Consider the following 15329-nt stretch of genomic DNA (forward strand, 5'->3'; position numbering starts at 1 on the left):
CCCGCCGACACGTGTGGCATTCCCGGGAAGACAAGCCTTGGCGTTATCCATGGCTACAAGGGTGCGGTATCGCCTCCGCCCCAAAAGGGGGGCAGGGGAGTGCAGAGGGGCCTGGGGGGCTCGCCCACCGGCCCCTTTGGCAGCTGGTTCAAAAGCGCAAGCTTTTGAACCAGCTGTTCCCCCTTGAACCATGTTTCCCCTTCGTGGCGCAAAACCAGCAGCCCCTTCTCCCTCCCCTCCCACAAAAAAGCGGGCCGGATTATCCGGCCCGCTTTGCTTCCACTATCTGTTCCGAAACTACTACTTACCCGCCGCCGGATACGTATACGACGCCAGCTTCTCCGCCAACTCCCCCGACAACGACGCGATGGCCCCCACCGCGTTGATGGCGTCGGTGTCGTTTGCCAGCCGCCTGTAGATCCAGGCCGCGATGTCCGCCACGTCGCCCTGGCCCAGCATGGTGTGCGGGCCGCGGTCGGCCATGGACAGGAGCGCGTCGCGCGCCTTCTCGCGGTCCTGGATGGCCTCCTTGATCTCCTTGGAGATGGCGTCCAGTTCGTCCCGGGGCGCGCCCACGGCCTCGCGGTCCGCGTAGGCCGCGTAGGCGGCGTTCACCCGGTCGGCTTCCTTGAAGTAGCGCTTCATGGCCGCCACCAGGTCCGGGTTGCCCGCGAAGGTCCGGAAGGTGCGCCCGGCGTCGGACACCAGGGCCGCGTAGAGCTTCAGCATCTCGCGCACCTGGGCGTCGCTGATGGGGCGTTCCTCGTAGCCGGTCTTGGTCCTGAATTCACGCTTTTGCGCGGCCCCCTGGGCGGCCAGCTCCTCCACGAAGGGGTCGGCCAGGATGTCGAAGGCCAGGCGCAGCACGATGGGCGACATGAGGTGCGTGAGGGCCTCGCGGCGGCCGGCCACGGTGTCCGCGTGGTCCACGTCCAGGCCCGAAAGGTTCACGCCGTAGCGCATGTTCAGGCGCTTGAAGGTCATGGTGGTCATGCCCCGGTTGCCCGTGTTGTCGCGGGTTCCGGCGGGGTGGTAGGCCGAGGCCAGGTACGCGGCTAGGTCGCGCATGAAGTCCGGGGTCAGCACGCGGTCGGACTTGGGGCCCGAGGCGCGCATGGTCACGCTGGCCGCGCCGTGCGCCTCTTCCTGGGCCGCGCCTGGGGCCGCGCCCTGGGCGCCGGGCGTTCCGGGCCGCGTGGCGTTGTTCGCGGCGGCCGCGTCCGCCTGGCCCGGGGCCTTGGGCGCGAACAGGGGCAGGCCGGACTGTTGCCCGGCCGGGGCCTGGGCCTCGGGCGCGGTCACGGTGGTCTCCTCCAGGGCCTGGCGGCGCTGGTAGAGTTTCACGGCCAGCACCGCGGCCGCCACAAGGGCCACGACGACCAGCAGGGCGAGGCCTTTGCCCGCGCCGGTCTTGGATGAGGTTTTTGGTTCTTGGCTCACGTGGCCTCCCATGGGGGTTTGTGTTTGCGATGCGTTTCGGGCGGGCCCGGGGCGCGCCGCCACAGAGTCATGACGGTTCGCCGTCCGTGCGCTTGCGGCGGGCGAATTCCTCTTTCAGCCGCGCCAGCACGTGCTCGTAGCCGCCCGGATCGTGGGGCAGGGTGCAGTTGGTGCAGTCCTTGACCCCGTGGGTCCAGCGGGGTTTGCCCCCGCAGTTTTCCAGCCAGTACAGCGGACAGAAGCAGAACAGGCAGTTGAACCTGGAGTCGTCCTCCACCGCGTGGCAGGGAAAATATCGGCACTCCGCGTTGCGGAAAAAGCTGTGGTCATTGCCCATGGGCTGCGGCGTCCCGTGCTGCGGCCCCGGCGTGCTCCTCGTACAGGGCCGAGAATTCCGCCAGGGTCAGGTTCTGGGGGGTGTCGCTGGCCGCGCCCAGGATTCCGGCGAAGACCGGTTCCAGGAACTCCAGCCGCTCGGTGAAGGCCTCGCGGTTCGAATGTTCCTTGTGCCGCGACAGGGCGATCATCACGTCTACCATGCGCACCCGGTCCGGCGGGCTCGCCAGGCCGTAGACGTCCTCTTCCCCGTGCTCCAGCTTGGCCACGATGCCGGCCTCGGCGAGCATGTGCGTGACGTCGTTGACCAGCTTCACCGGGGCGTCCAGGCTGCGGGCGATGTCCTCGTTGGTGGCCGGGGCCTCCCCGCGCAGGAAGGCCCGGGTCAGCAGCGCCAGGGCCAGGGCCGCCAGGCGCTGGCGGTCGTCGTGGCTGTAGTCGTCCATGCGCGCCTCGCGGTAGTAGGTGCCGCTGTTCTGCACGGCGAAGCAGATCTCCGCGCCGAGCAGCACGATGAGCCAGCTGATGAACAGCCAGATCAGGAACAGGGGCACCTGGGCGAAGCTGCCGTAGATGGCGTTGTAGTTCTTGAACGACGCCTGGTAGGTTATGTAGGTCCACTGCACGAACTGCCACAGGGACCCGGCCACCACGGCCCCGGCCAGGCCCGCGCGCAGGCCGACCCGCGTGTTGGGGATGAAGGTGTAGACGAAGAACAGGGCCAGCCAGGTGCTCAGGTAGGGCAGGGCCTTGAGCAGGCCCAGGTACAGGGCGCTGGCCACGGAATAGGACAGGATGCCCTTGACCAGGGCCGAACTCTCCAGGGTGGCCGTGGCGCTGATGGCCACGATGATGAGCAGCGGGCAGACCATGGTTACGGTCAGGTAGTCCGAGAACTTGCGCCACATCCCGCGCGCCCCGCGCACGCCCCAGATGGTGTTGAAGGACTTCTCGATGTTGCCCAACAGCGAGATCACCGTGAGGAACAAAAAGGCTACGCCCACCACGCCCAGGGTGCGGACGTTGGTGTTGTTGATGTAGCCGATGATGGCCTCCACGGTCTCGGCGCGCCCGGCGGCCACCTGCATGAGCAGGTCGTGGATGAACTGCGTGTTCTGGAAGCCGAAGCCCTTGGAGATGGAAAAGGCCACGGCCAACAGCGGCACCAGGGACAGGGCCGTGGTGAAGGCCAGGGCCGAGGCCCGCAAGGGGCATTGGTCCGAAGCGAAGCCCTTGCCCACCATGTAGGACCAGCGCACCAGACGGTGCAGCAGGGACCGGGCGAAACCCGGTCCCGCAACCCGCGCGTCCGGCCGCAGGAACCAGGGCCGATTGTTATGCATGGGGCTGTTCCATCCTAGCCAACAAGGTCTTAGACAAAGTCATTTCACGCAGGCCGTTCACAAATAGTGAGATGCGAGGCGCAAGAAAAATGCAAGACCGAAGCGTATCCCAATACGTGAGGGTTTGCATTTTTCGCGGCAACGAAGCAGATCGCTGTTTGTGGGCGGCCTGCTAGGCTATGCCCGTTTCCTGGGCCACCGCCGTCATGGCCGGTATGGCTACGAGCAGGAAGTCTCCCAGCTCCAGGCCCAGGCGTTCGCATTCCATGATCCGCTCGCGGCTCACGGCCGCGGCGAAGGACTTGTCCTTCATCTTCTTCTTGAGGCCCTTGGGCGCCATGCCCTCCATGCGCGTGGGCCGCACCAGGGCCGCCGCGGAGATGAGCCCCGTGACGGTCTCGGCCGCGCGCAGGGCGTAGTCGAAATCGTTTTCCGCAGCCACGCCCGTGCATTCCTCGTTGTGGGCGGAGATGGCGTGCAAAGCCTCGGGGGGCAGGCCGTCGCCCAGGATGTCCAGGGCGTCCAGCCCGTGGCGGGACGGGTTGTCCTTGGTCATGGGATAGTCCAGGTCGTGCACGAGCCCGGTCAGGCCCCAGAGGTCCGCGTCCTTGCCCAGGCGTTTGGCCAGGGCGCGCATCACGGCCTCGCTCTGCAGCGCGTGGTTGATCATGTGCGGTTCGGGGTTCTGGGCCTTGATCAGGTCCAGGGCTTGGTCTCTGCTCAGCATGCGTCCCTCCTTGGGAAGCCGAAGGTTTTGCCCGCGCCTCCGGCACGCCCCCAGTATATGCATCCCCGCGAAAAGGGCAAATTCTATCGGCGTCTACCGCGCGGCGGGCCTTGCGGAGGGGTGGCACGCTTTCTGCTTTTCACCCTCGCGCGGGGTGCCGTGCGCCAAAATTTCGACGGCGCGGCCCCCGCAATATGAGCCGCGAGGTGCGCACGTGAACCTGAATCCCATCCAGCTGTTGTCGGCCATCCAGTCCGCCGGGGGCAAGTCCCCGGGGCAAGGCGGCGCGTCCGCCATGGGCCTGCCTTCCCTTCCGGGGAGCGCCTCGGCCTTTGCGGACATGCTGCGCGGGGCTCTGCAAAGCGGCGGGAGCGAGGCCCTGGACCTGGCCACGCAGTTCTCCCTGGGCGGCCAGTTCATGGCCCAGATGAGCGGCGTGGACGCGGCGCAGATGACCGAAATGAGCGAGATGAACATGCTCATGGACGCCATCTCCGGCGCCAAGGACCAGGACGGCGGCGGTCTGGGCATGCTGGGGCTTTCCGGCTCGGGGCTGCCGTTCATCCCGGGCGGCCCGGCCCCGGGCGGCATGGACATGGCGCGCATCGCCGAGCTGTTGCGGACCCAGGCCCAGGAAGGCGCGGCCGTCAAGGACGCCATGGCCCAGGCGCAACAGACCGCCCAGCCCGCGCCCCGGCTGGAACAGGCCGCGGCGGCCGCCCATTTCGCCTCGGTGCGCCCGGCCGCGCCCGAGGTCCTGCCCGCAGCCGCCCCCGGCGTGGAGCTGGCTTCGCGACCGGCCCCGGTTTCCGCCCCAGCGGCCCCGCGCACCCTGGAGACGGCCAAGGCCGCCCTGGCGCACAAGGCCTACGGCGCGGGCGCGGCCAGGGACCCCTTCGGCCAGCTTTCGGCGCGTTTCGAGTCCGGGGGCCAACCCGGGGCCGTGGGCTTCGACCGCGTGGGCGGCACCTCCTATGGCATCTACCAGATTTCCTCCAAGGCCGGGACCTTCGACCGCTTCCTGTCCTTTTTGCAGCACAAGGCCCCGGACATGGCCCAGCGCCTGGCCGCCGCCGGGCCCGCGGACACCGGCTCCAAGAGCGGCCCCATGCCCTCGGCCTGGAAGACCCTGGCCCACGACGAGCCTTCGCGTTTCGCGGAGATGCAGCACGAGTTCATCCGCGAGACCCACTATCTTCCGGCCCTGAGGAAGGTGGCGGACCTGACGGGCGTGGACCTTTCCGCGCGCCATCAGGCCGTGGCCCAGGTCCTGTGGTCCACGGCCGTGCAGCACGGAGCCACGGGCTCGGCGCGCATCTTCGCCAAGGCCCTGGAGGCCGTGGGCGGCATGGACGCCCCCGGAGCGGACAAGAACCTGATCCAGGCCGTGTACGCGGACCGGGCCGGGCAGTTCGGCTCCTCCTCGGACCGGGTGCGTGGCGCGGTGCGGTCCCGCTTCTCCGGTGAGCTCAAGGCCGCTCTGACCCTCTTGGACGGCGGCGCGGACTCCCTGTTCGACTCCAATGTCTAGGCGTGCGGCCGTCCTTCTGTCTTTGGGTTTATTTTCAATTAAATCAGTGTATTAAAATTTTTATCGAAACGGCTGGCTCCGGATTCGCCTGCCGTCCGAGCCCCTGATGGCGCGCCTTCCGAGGGCTCGGGCCCGTTCCGCACGACGCTCCTCGGCCAAAACCGCCCGTTGAACCGGCCCGGGTCTTTTGGTATCTTTCCAAACGTTGATCGACTTCTCCAGGTGGCTGAGCCTGAAAAGGGAATCCGGTGCGAATCCGGAGCGGTCCCGCCGCTGTGATCCCCCGCGCTCGCCGATCCACGCGCCACTGCCCGCCGGGCGGGAAGGCGGATCGGCAGGGGAGAGCCAGAAGACCTTGCCTGGAGCTATTCCTTCCGTCCGCGGCACGAGGATGCCGCGGCAGGAACGAAGGAGAATCCCAAAAACACATACCCGTGGCCCCGGGCGGTACCGCCGCATCAAGGAGCCAGGGGCGAAGCGTTTCGGTGCCCAGCATCGCGTCTTCGGCTGTTGCCGTCGCGCGGGGCGCCGTATCCGGAGAGAGCACACATGCCGACACACATTCTCAAGCGCGACGGGCGCCTGGAAACATGGTCCACGGACCGGATCGGAGACGCCATCTTCAAGGGCCTCAAGGGCAGCGGCATCAAGGACCCGCTGCTGGCCAAACGCCTGGCCAAAAAGGTCGAGGCCAAGCTGGCCGGGATGGAGACGGCCGAGCAGGAGCACGTCCAGGACATGGTCCAGGAAGTGCTCATGGAGAACCGCCTGTACAAGGTGGCCGAGCGCTATATCATCTACCGCGAAAAGCGCCGCGAGCTGCGCAACCAGGACGAGGCCTACCTGGACATCCGCTCCATGATCGAGACCTACCTGGACGCCTCGGACTGGCGTGTGGCCGAGAACTCCAACATGGTGCACTCCTTCCAGGGGCTGATCCTGCACATGGCGGGCAGCGTGCAGGCGCGCTACGTGCTGGAAAAGTACCCCGAGGAGGTGCGCCAGGCCCACGAGCACGGCTACTTCCATCTCCACGACCTGTCCTTCGGCCTGGCCGGCTACTGCGCGGGCTGGAGCCTCAGGGACCTGCTGCTGGAGGGCTTCAACCTGCGCGACCGCTGCTGCTCCGACCCGGCCAAGCATCTGGACGCGGCCTGCGGCCAGATCGTCAACTTCCTTGGTACGTTGCAGAACGAGTGGGCCGGGGCCCAGGCCTTCAACAACGTGGACACGTACCTCGCGCCCTTCGTGCGCAACGACGGCCTGTCCTACGAGTACCTCAAGCAGCAGATGCAGAAGCTGGTCTTCAACCTGAACACCACCTCGCGCTGGGGCGGCCAGAGCCCGTTCACCAACTTCACCTTCGACTTCACGCCCCCGGCGCACATCGCCAAGGAGGCCGTGATCATCGGCGGCAAGCTTCAGGATTCCACCTACGGCGAGTACGCCCATGAAATGGAGATGATCAACCGGGCCTTTTTGGAAGTAATGCTTGAGGGCGACGCCCACGGCCGCATCTTCTCCTTCCCCATCCCCACCTACAACGTGACCAAGGATTTCACCTGGGACAGCGAGGCGGGCCATCTGCTGCTCAAGATGACGGCCAAGTACGGGGCCCCGTACTTCCAGAACTTCATCAACTCGGACCTGAACCCCGAGGACGTGCGCAGCATGTGCTGCCGCCTGCAGATGGACCTGCGCGAGATCCGCAAGAAGACCGGCGGCCTGTTCGGCTCCGGCGACCTCACGGGCTCCATCGGCGTGGTGACCCTGAACCTGCCCAAGCTGGCCTACCTGTCCCACGGGGAAGAGGACTTCCTGGACCTGATCACGGAATACGCGGAGCTGGCCCGCGATTCCCTGGAATTCAAGCGCAAGATGGTCACGGCCAACTTCGAGGCGGGCATGTTCCCGTATTCGCGCCGCTACCTGAAGAATGGCTTCAACGGCCATTTCTCCACCATCGGGGTCATCGGCGGCCACGAGGCCTGCCAGAACCTCTTGGGCAAGGGCATCGAGACCCCGGCGGGCACGCGCCTCATGCGCCGGGTGCTGGACCACCTGCGCAAGCTGGTGGTGGTCTTCCAGGAGGAGACCGGGCACCTCTACAACCTGGAGGCCACGCCCTGCGAGGGCACCTGCTACCGCCTGGCCAAGATCGACAAGGCCCTGTACGGCGAGATCACGGCCGCGGGCGGGGACACGCCCTATTACACCAACTCCACGCTGTTGCCCGTGGGCATCACCGACGACGTGTTCGAGGCCCTGGAGCATCAGGACAAGCTGCAGACCATGTACAACGGCGGCACGGTGTTCCACTCCTTCGTGGGCGAGGCCGCGCCCGACGAGCAGAGCGTGAAGAGCTTCCTCATCAAGGCCATGACCAACACCAAGATCCCCTACGTCTCCCTGACGCCGACCTTCTCCATCTGCGAGGACCACGGCTACCTGTACGGCGAGCACTTCGAGTGCCCCACCTGCGGCAAACCCGCCGAGGTCTACACCCGGGTGGTGGGCTACTACCGACCGGTGAGCCGCTGGAACAAGGGCAAGCAGGCCGAGTACGAGGAGCGCAAGGAATACGCCATGAACACGCTGTGCTGCGGCGCGTAGCGTCTTCGGGGCCGGGCCTCGCGCCCGGCCCCTTCTTTTTTGGCCCCGGTTTCCGCGCTGGATGCCGCCTCGGAAAGAAGGTACAAGCGGACAGGACTACCGAGTCGGAAGCAGCCTGCAACAGCCCATGGACGCGGAGAAAACCATGATCCTGAGCGCGAGCCAACTGGACGCCCTGCGCCAGCGCAACGAAGAGGAGCTCGCCCTGGGCGGCAAGGCCACCCACGGGTATCCCGCGCAGATCATCCGCGACCTGCTGCACACCGTGGAGCACGTCAAGCGCGAGAAGAAGAAGTGGCAGCGCTTGGCCACGGAGCGCGGCCGGTCCCTGGAGGCCGTGCGCGACATCGTGGAGCGCGCGCCCGTGAACGGCAACTCCTCGGACTAGCCTCCCTTCCGGCCGCCGCCCCCCGATCCCGGGGGGTTCTGTTTGCGGCCGGGCTCGTGTATTGAACCCCCTGACAGCGAACAAACAGCCAACAGGCCGCCCCGGGCGGCGGAGGTTACGGATGCGCGAGATGCATGGATTCGTTCTCGCAGAGGAACGGGACATCCCGGAAATCGGCTGCCGCGCCAGGCTCTGGCGCCACCGGGCCACGGGCGCGGAGCTCATGTCGCTGGCCTGCGACGACGAGAACAAGGTCTTCGGCGCGGCCTTCCGCACGCCACCCGCGGATTCCACGGGCGTGCCCCACATCCTGGAGCATTCCGTGCTCTGCGGCTCGGACAAGTATCCCGTGAAGGAACCCTTCGTGGAGCTCCTCAAGGGCTCGCTGCAGACGTTCCTCAACGCCTTCACCTACCCGGACAAGACCTGCTATCCCGTGGCCAGCGCCAACCTGAGCGACTTCCGCAACCTGGTGGACGTGTACCTGGACGCGGTGTTCCACCCCCTGATCCCGGAGACCGTGTTCCAGCAGGAAGGCTGGCATTTCGAACTGGACGGGCCCGACGGCCCGCTGACGCGCAAGGGCGTGGTCTTCAACGAAATGAAGGGCGCGTATTCCTCTCCCGACGGCGTACTCCACGAGCGCTCCCAGCGCGAGCTGTTCCCGGACGTGACCTACGGCCTGGACTCGGGCGGCGATCCGCGCGTGATCCCCTCCCTGACCTACGAGGCCTTCAAGGCCTTTCACGAAACCTACTACCATCCCTCCAACGCGCGCTTCTGGTTCTACGGCGACGATCCCGAGGAGGACCGCCTGCGCATCCTGGAGGAGGCCCTGGCGGGCTACGAGGCCCTGGACGTGGACTCCGAGGTGGGCCTGCAGCCCGCCTGGAGCGAGCCGCGCCGCGCGGAGCACAGCTTCGCGGGCGGCGAGGACGGCCGGGCCATGTTCACGGTGAACTGGCTGCTGCCCGAGACCACGGACCGCGAGCTGGCCCTGGCCCTGGAAATCATGGAGGAGGCCCTTATCGGCCTGCCGTCGTCCCCCCTGCGCCGGGCGCTCATGGAGTCGGGCCTGGGCGAGGACCTGGCGGGCGTGGGCCTGGAAAACGAGCTGCGCCAGCAGTTCTTCTCCCTGGGGCTCAAGGGCGTGGACCCGGAGGACCTGGAGCGGGCCGAGGCCCTGCTGCACGAGACCCTGGCGCGCGTGGCGCGCGAGGGCTTCGGCGCGGACATGGTGGAGGCCGCCCTGAACAGCGTGGAATTCGATCTGCGCGAGAACAACACGGGCCGCTTCCCGCGCGGCCTGTCCCTGATGCTGGAGAGCCTGACCTCCTGGCTTTACGGCGGCGACCCCTTCGGGCCCCTGGCCTTCGAGGCGCCCCTGGCCGCCCTCAAGGCCCGCCTCGCGGCGGGCGAGCCCGTGCTTTCGGACCTCGTGGCCGCGCATCTGGTGGACAACGCCCACCGCGTGAGCGTGGTCCTGACCCCGGACGCGAACCTGGCCGCCCGGCGCGAGGCCGAGGAGGGCGAGGCGCTCACGGCCCTGCTGGCCGGCATGGACCAGGCCCAGCGGGACGAGGTCGCCCGGCGGGCCGAGGCCCTGCGCCGCATCCAGGAAGCCCCGGACGCCCTCGAGGCCGTGGCCACCATCCCGCAGCTGGGCATCGCGGACCTGCCCGGGGGCGAGCGGCGGATCCCCTCGCGCACGGGCGAGGCCCGGGCCCTGGTGCACGACATCCCCACCCGGGGCGTGGTCTACGTGGACGCGGGCTTCGACCTCTCGGTGGTGCCCGACGATCTGCTGCCCCTGGTGCCGCTGTTCGGCCGCGCCCTGTTCGAGACGGGCACCTCGCGCGAGGATTTCGCGGACCTGTCCATGCGCATCGCGCGCAAGACCGGCGGCCTGGAGCACGAAACCTTCACCTCCGCCTCCCTGGGCGGCGGCCCGGCCGTGGAGCAATTGCTCCTGCGCGGCAAGGCCATGGCCGCCAACGCAGGGGAGATGCTGGACATTTTGCGCGACGTGCTCCTGGACGCCAGGATCACGGACCGCGAGCGCTTCCGCCAGATCCTGTCCGAGGAAAAGGCCCGCCTGGAGCAGCGCCTGATTCCCGCCGGGCACATGCTGGTGCTCTCGCGCCTGCGCGCGCGTTCGGGCGGTGCCGGCTGGGCCGCCGAATGCATGGGCGGGGTGCGGGCGCTCGCCGCCTTGCGCGAGCTGGCCGCCCTGGCCGAGAAGGACTGGGACGCCGTGGCCGCGTGCCTGGAGACCCTGCGCGGGCTGGTGGTCCGGCGGGGCGGCCTGGTCCTGAACCTCACGGCCGACCCCGGGGACTGCGCCACTGTTGAACGGCTGTTCCCGGCCTTTGCCGGGGCCCTGCCCGATGCGGCCGCGCCCGCCGCGTCCCGCGTCCCCCAGGGCCTGCCCCGGGCCGAGGGCCTGACCCTGCCCGCCCAGGTCAACTACGTGGGCAAGACTGTGGACCTCGCGGCGGCGGGCTACGCCTTCAGCGGCGCGCACCTGGCCGCCGTGAAGCACGCGCGCATGGGCTACCTCTGGGATCACGTGCGCGTGCGCGGCGGCGCCTACGGAGCCTTCTGCGTCCTGGACCGCTTCGCGGGCACCCTGTCCCTGGTCTCCTACCGCGACCCGGCCGTCACCGGCACCCTGGAGGCCTTCGACGGCCTGGGTCCCTACCTGGCCGGGCTGGACATGCCCGCGTCGGAGCTGGAGAAGAGCGTGGTGGGCGCGGTGGGCGACGTGGATCCCTACCTGCTGCCCGACGCCCAGGGCTACACCGCTCTGCTGCGCGGGCTCACGGGCGACACCGACGAGGTGCGCGCGGCCATGCGCGCACAACTCCTGGACGCCGGGCTGGCGGACTTCCGGAACCTGGGCGCGCTCATGGAGCCGCTGCTGCCCTCGGGCGACGTGGTGGTCCTGGGTTCGGCCGAGGCCCTGGACAAGGCCGGGCTGGAATGCACGCGCACGCGGGTCCTGTAGTCGATCCCATATAACCGGAATCTTCCTGCGGAGGGCGCATGCCGTTCGTCGGTGAGGCCGCGGCCCTGGCCACGGCCGTTCTCTGGACCCTGGGGTCCTTCATCAGTTCCGCCCTGGGCAGGCGCATCGGCGCCCTGCGCCTGAACACCATCCGCCTGCCCCTGGCCACCCTGATGCTCCTGGCGAGCTGCGTGCTGGCCGGGGGCTGGTCGCGGCTGTCCCCGGAGGCCGTGGCTTGGCTGGCGGCCTCGGGGATCGTGGGCCTGGCCCTGGGGGATTCGTTCCTCTATTCCTGCTACACCCTGGTGGGCGCGCGCCTGGGCGTGCTGCTCTTTTCCCTGGCCCCGGCCATGACGGCGGTGCTGGGCTACCTGTTCCTGGGCGAGACCCTGGGGCCGCGCGCCATGGGCGGCGTGGCCCTGGTCACCCTGGGCGTCTGCGTCGTGACCCTGGAGCGCCTGCCCTCGGGCGGGGGGACCCTGGCCCGGGTGCCCCTCAAGGGCGTGGTCCACGGGCTGCTGGCGGCCCTGGCCCAGGCCGCCGGGCTGATTCTGGCCAAGCAGGGCATGAGCCTGGACACCTCGCCGCTCTTCGCCACCCTGGTGCGCATGGTCACGGCCACGGCCGTGTTCTACGTGGTCATGGCCCTGGGCCGCAGGCTGGAGAATCCTCTGGCGATCCTACGCAGCGGCCCCAGGGTCTTCCGGATGGCCGTGCTCTGGGTCTTCATGGGGCCCTTCGTGGGGGTTTGGCTGTCCCTGGTGGCGGTGCAGCACACGGCCACGGGCGTGGCCGCCACCCTCATCGCCCTGGAGCCGGTGATGATGATTCCCCTGGTGGTGCTGCTGGAGGGCTACAGGCCCAGCGCGCGGGCCGTGGTCGGGGCCCTCGTGGCCTTCGGGGGCACGGCGCTTTTGTTCCTGCGCCAGGGCTGAGGGGTCAGGCCAGCTGGCTGTTCCGCCGGGGGACCACGCAGAGGCAGGCGCCCACGCGGTTTTTGCCCTCGGCCTTGGCCCGGTAGAGGCCCTGGTCGGCCCGCTTTAGCAGGGACGCGGCCGAGTCCTCCTCGTGGAAGCCCGCCACGCCCATGGAGCAGGTCATGCCCGGGGCCACGGAAAAGGCGTTCTCCTCCACCCTGGCGCGCAGCTTCTCGGCCATGTACAGGGCGCCGTCCAGCCCGGTCTCGGGGATGACCAGGGCGAACTCCTCGCCCCCGTAGCGGGCCAGGACGTCCATGGAGCGGATGTGCGCGCCCAGCAGCGCGGCCAGCTCCGAGAGGGCGATGTCCCCGGCCTGGTGGCCCAGGCTGTCGTTGACGGCCTTGAAGTCGTCGATGTCGATCATGATCATGGACAGGTCGCAGCCGTAGCGCCTGGCCCTGCGTATCTCGGCTTCCAACTCCTCCAGGAACTTGCGCCGGTTGAAGACGCCGGTGAGGGGATCGGTGTTGGCCAGGCGGTGGAAGAGCCGGCGTTCGTTTTCGATGCTGGTCACATCGGTGAAGCTGATGTTGTACCTGCCCGCGAAGCCCTCCACGGGCGCGGTGCGCATGAGGAAGGTCCGGCCCGACCCGTTGCCCTGGCGCACCAGGTGTTCCTGGCCCGGATTCTCCAGGGCCGCGCGTATCCAGCACGGGAATTCGGAGTGTTCGTCCACGGCATGGATGCGCGTCAGCGGCATCAGGCGCTCCATCTCTTCGCAGGTCCTGGGGCGGGCGCCCCGCCCGCCGTCCGCCATGCGCAGCATGGGCGGGTTCAGGTAGTCCAGGCGCTGGCCGTCGGTGATGACCATGGGCGCGGGCGCGGCGTCCAGGATGGCTGCGGCCGTGGTCTGGCGTTGTCTGTGGAAACGGGTTTCCTCGGCCCGGGCCATGAGGGGCAGGGCTTCCCCGAGCAGGGATTCCGCGTCCAGGGGGCGCTGCAGGAACAGGTCAGCCCCGCTGCGCAGCCCGGCCACGAGATCGCGCTTGCGGGGCTCGCGGGCGGTGAGGATCACGGGCAGGTCCGGGTCCAGGCGCTTGAGCCGGAGGGTGAGGTCCTGCCAGTGGCTTCCGGGCAGGGCGGTGTCCAGGAACACGGCCCTGGCCGCGCAGGATTCCAGGAGCCCATGCACTGCCTGGGTGTCGCGGGCCACCAGCACCGATTCCGCGACGCCCTGCAGGGCGGGGAGGCTGTCGTCGGGCGAGTCCGGGCAGGCGAAGAGGACGGTGGTCCGTTTCTCGGGGGCGTCGCTTAAGATCATGAGCAACTCCTGAGGGAATTTGGACATGGTTAGCACGGTTTTACAAGGGTGTGTCAATGAGGTTTTCCCCCAAAGGTTCCGTGGCCGGGGCGGACCGGTTTCCCGGGCGGCGGATTTCCTGGCGCGGCGGGGGGCTGGAGGGGCCGCCGGGGGCCCTTTTCTTGACACGGATGCTTGCCCCGCATAAATGTAGCAAAACCCATGGAGCGTGACGCATGAAGGAGCCGCAGGGCGTTTTTGCAGATTATCTCGCCAAGAAAAGCCTCAAGATGACCCCCCAGCGCAGGCTGATCCTGGACGTGTTCCTGCGCGACGACGGGCATCTCGCCTCCGAGGACCTGTACAACATGGTCAAGAAGGAGGACCCCTCCATCGGCCAGGCCACGGTGTACCGGACCCTCAAGCTGCTGTCCGAGTCCGGGCTGGCCAAGGAGGTCCACTTCGGCGACGGCGTCACGCGCTACGAACGCAAGTACGGCTCGGCCCATCACGACCACATCATCTGCGAGATCTGCGGCAAGACCATGGAAGTGGTGGACGAGCAGATCGAGAACCTCCAGGAGCGCCTGGCCGAGAGCCACGGCTACGTGCTCACCGGGCACAAGATGTACCTCTATGGCATCTGCTCGGAGTGCAGGAAGAAGCAGTCCTGATCCTCTTCATCTGATCGCGCCAGAGTGCTGTTTCGGCCGCCCCCGGGGCGGCCTTTTTTTTGTCCATTCCTCCCGTGTCCGGCAGCCGTAAATATAGACTATACGTACTATTCCCCCTTGGGCGGCGGATATTTTTTAAGCCGACAACGAAAAAAACTGTTGATTTGATATCGATGAGTATGTATTTAGTCAATAACCGATACGAGCGGCGGTGGGCAGGGCCGGACATCCGGGCCCGACGGCATCAACATCCATACGCAGAGGTAAGAGACAATGGCATACCCGACCCATGTGAACAGCCAGATCACGGATTCCATCACCCAGGCCAACGTCAAGGTCCTGGGCGATGCCCCGGCCGTGGCCCTGGGCAACCTGTACCAAGCCTCGGCCCAGGCCCTGGGCAACGCGGCGCACAACGCCACCACCGCCCAGCAGCAGAGCAACGTCACGGCCCAGGCGGCCACCACCCAGGGCGTGGCCCTGCTCTATTCCCTGGATACGGCCAGCACCGGCGTGGCCACGGAGAAGATTCTCGGCATGGGCTAGGCCCGGCATTGGGCCCGGCCTTCGGACGATGACAAGCAACAGCAACGCAGCAGGGAGGAGTCATGGCGTATCCGACTTCCGTAAACAACCAGATCACGGATTCCATCACCCAGGCCAACGTCAAGGTCCTGGGCGACGCCCCGGCCGTGGCCATGGGCAACGTGTTCCAGGCCCATGCCCAGGCGCTGGGCAACTCGGCGCACAACGCCACCACCAGCCAGCAGCAGACCAACGTCACGGCCCAGGCGGCCACCACCATGGGCGTGGCGGTGCTCTATTCGCTGGATACGGCCGCCACTGGCGTGGCCACGGAGAAGATCCTCGGCGCTGGATAGCAGACCGCCCAAAAACAGCGATCTGCGGCGTTGCTGTGGAAAATACAAACCCTCGCGTAGCGTAAGCGCGGGAGTACGCGTCGGCCCTGACAATTTTGCTGGAGTGCAAAATTGGTCGATGCGGCGAAGCGCATCGCCCGCAGGGGTGCTGGCCATCCTGGCCAGCAAG

Annotated in this window: 13 protein-coding genes and 1 riboswitch; of the genes, 8 read left to right on the forward strand and 5 right to left on the reverse strand. The window is 67.8% G+C overall.

Annotation, left to right across the window (positions count from 1 at the left end; translation table 11 throughout):
• Positions 1–300: 300 nt before the first annotated feature.
• The 4 genes from ACYYG1_RS03925 to ACYYG1_RS03940 form a co-directional block, all read right to left on the reverse strand.
• Positions 301–1440, reverse strand: a complete 1140-nt coding sequence (locus ACYYG1_RS03925; RefSeq protein ID WP_461208976.1) for a hypothetical protein — start codon at positions 1438–1440, stop codon at positions 301–303.
• Positions 1441–1507: 67 nt separating this feature from the next.
• A complete protein-coding gene (locus ACYYG1_RS03930) occupies positions 1508–1777 on the reverse strand; it encodes a cysteine-rich small domain-containing protein (protein ID WP_461208977.1) in 270 nt (89 codons plus the stop codon).
• A complete protein-coding gene (locus tag ACYYG1_RS03935) occupies positions 1767–3119 on the reverse strand; it encodes a YihY/virulence factor BrkB family protein (RefSeq protein ID WP_461208978.1) in 1353 nt (450 codons plus the stop codon). Before ACYYG1_RS03935 ends, ACYYG1_RS03930 begins: the two co-directional genes overlap by 11 nt.
• 172 nt (positions 3120–3291) lie before the next feature.
• Positions 3292–3846: an HD domain-containing protein gene (locus ACYYG1_RS03940; RefSeq protein WP_461208979.1), complete on the reverse strand. Its 555-nt coding sequence runs from the start codon at positions 3844–3846 to the stop codon at positions 3292–3294.
• 214 nt (positions 3847–4060) lie between these two features.
• On the opposite strand from ACYYG1_RS03940, the gene ACYYG1_RS03945 reads away from it, so the two are divergent.
• From ACYYG1_RS03945 to ACYYG1_RS03965, 5 genes are all read left to right on the forward strand, one after another.
• Positions 4061–5377, forward strand: a complete 1317-nt coding sequence (locus ACYYG1_RS03945; protein WP_461208980.1) for a VgrG-related protein — start codon at positions 4061–4063, stop codon at positions 5375–5377.
• A 203-nt stretch (positions 5378–5580) separates the two neighbouring features.
• A riboswitch (cobalamin riboswitch) is annotated at positions 5581–5754 on the forward strand.
• 172 nt (positions 5755–5926) lie between these two features.
• The gene (locus ACYYG1_RS03950; RefSeq protein ID WP_461208981.1) at positions 5927–7990 is read left to right on the forward strand and encodes a ribonucleoside triphosphate reductase; all 2064 of its coding nucleotides are present in this window, start codon (positions 5927–5929) and stop codon (positions 7988–7990) included.
• Positions 7991–8135: 145 nt separating this feature from the next.
• On the forward strand, positions 8136–8378 hold the full coding sequence (locus ACYYG1_RS03955) for a hypothetical protein (RefSeq protein WP_461208982.1): 243 nt from the start codon (positions 8136–8138) through the stop codon (positions 8376–8378).
• A 121-nt stretch (positions 8379–8499) separates the two neighbouring features.
• On the forward strand, positions 8500–11385 hold the full coding sequence (locus ACYYG1_RS03960; protein ID WP_461208983.1) for an insulinase family protein: 2886 nt from the start codon (positions 8500–8502) through the stop codon (positions 11383–11385).
• 38 nt (positions 11386–11423) lie between these two features.
• Positions 11424–12320: a DMT family transporter gene (locus ACYYG1_RS03965; protein ID WP_461208984.1), complete on the forward strand. Its 897-nt coding sequence runs from the start codon at positions 11424–11426 to the stop codon at positions 12318–12320.
• 4 nt (positions 12321–12324) lie between these two features.
• Here the strand turns inward: ACYYG1_RS03965 and ACYYG1_RS03970 are convergent, their stop codons facing one another.
• The gene (locus ACYYG1_RS03970; RefSeq protein ID WP_461208985.1) at positions 12325–13626 is read right to left on the reverse strand and encodes a sensor domain-containing diguanylate cyclase; all 1302 of its coding nucleotides are present in this window, start codon (positions 13624–13626) and stop codon (positions 12325–12327) included.
• A 215-nt stretch (positions 13627–13841) separates the two neighbouring features.
• Here ACYYG1_RS03970 and ACYYG1_RS03975 point away from each other — a divergent pair, with 215 nt between their 5' ends.
• The 3 genes from ACYYG1_RS03975 (at position 13842) to ACYYG1_RS03985 (ending at position 15160) form a co-directional block, all read left to right on the forward strand.
• The gene (locus ACYYG1_RS03975) at positions 13842–14279 is read left to right on the forward strand and encodes a Fur family transcriptional regulator (protein WP_461208986.1); all 438 of its coding nucleotides are present in this window, start codon (positions 13842–13844) and stop codon (positions 14277–14279) included.
• Positions 14280–14552: 273 nt separating this feature from the next.
• Positions 14553–14825: a RebB family R body protein gene (locus ACYYG1_RS03980; protein ID WP_461208987.1), complete on the forward strand. Its 273-nt coding sequence runs from the start codon at positions 14553–14555 to the stop codon at positions 14823–14825.
• Positions 14826–14887: 62 nt separating this feature from the next.
• Positions 14888–15160 carry a RebB family R body protein gene (locus tag ACYYG1_RS03985; protein ID WP_461208988.1) on the forward strand — a complete coding sequence of 91 codons (273 nt, stop codon included), beginning with the start codon at positions 14888–14890 and terminating at the stop codon, positions 15158–15160.
• The last annotated feature ends 169 nt before the right edge of the window (positions 15161–15329 follow it).

It is taken from the genome of Desulfocurvus sp. DL1XJH-121 (assembly GCF_054819825.1).

Bases quoted from the DNA above. Each gene is read 5' to 3' on its own strand.
- ACYYG1_RS03930 (WP_461208977.1), bottom strand. From the start codon at position 1,777: ATGGGCAATGACCACAGCTTTTTCCGCAACGCGGAGTGCCGATATTTT.
- ACYYG1_RS03935 (WP_461208978.1), bottom strand. From the start codon at position 3,119: ATGCATAACAATCGGCCCTGGTTCCTGCGGCCGGACGCGCGGGTTGCG.
- ACYYG1_RS03940 (WP_461208979.1), bottom strand. From the start codon at position 3,846: ATGCTGAGCAGAGACCAAGCCCTGGACCTGATCAAGGCCCAGAACCCC.
- ACYYG1_RS03950 (WP_461208981.1), top strand. From the start codon at position 5,927: ATGCCGACACACATTCTCAAGCGCGACGGGCGCCTGGAAACATGGTCC.
- ACYYG1_RS03955 (WP_461208982.1), top strand. From the start codon at position 8,136: ATGATCCTGAGCGCGAGCCAACTGGACGCCCTGCGCCAGCGCAACGAA.
- ACYYG1_RS03960 (WP_461208983.1), top strand. From the start codon at position 8,500: ATGCGCGAGATGCATGGATTCGTTCTCGCAGAGGAACGGGACATCCCG.
- ACYYG1_RS03965 (WP_461208984.1), top strand. From the start codon at position 11,424: ATGCCGTTCGTCGGTGAGGCCGCGGCCCTGGCCACGGCCGTTCTCTGG.
- ACYYG1_RS03970 (WP_461208985.1), bottom strand. From the start codon at position 13,626: ATGATCTTAAGCGACGCCCCCGAGAAACGGACCACCGTCCTCTTCGCC.
- ACYYG1_RS03975 (WP_461208986.1), top strand. From the start codon at position 13,842: ATGAAGGAGCCGCAGGGCGTTTTTGCAGATTATCTCGCCAAGAAAAGC.
- ACYYG1_RS03980 (WP_461208987.1), top strand. From the start codon at position 14,553: ATGGCATACCCGACCCATGTGAACAGCCAGATCACGGATTCCATCACC.
- ACYYG1_RS03985 (WP_461208988.1), top strand. From the start codon at position 14,888: ATGGCGTATCCGACTTCCGTAAACAACCAGATCACGGATTCCATCACC.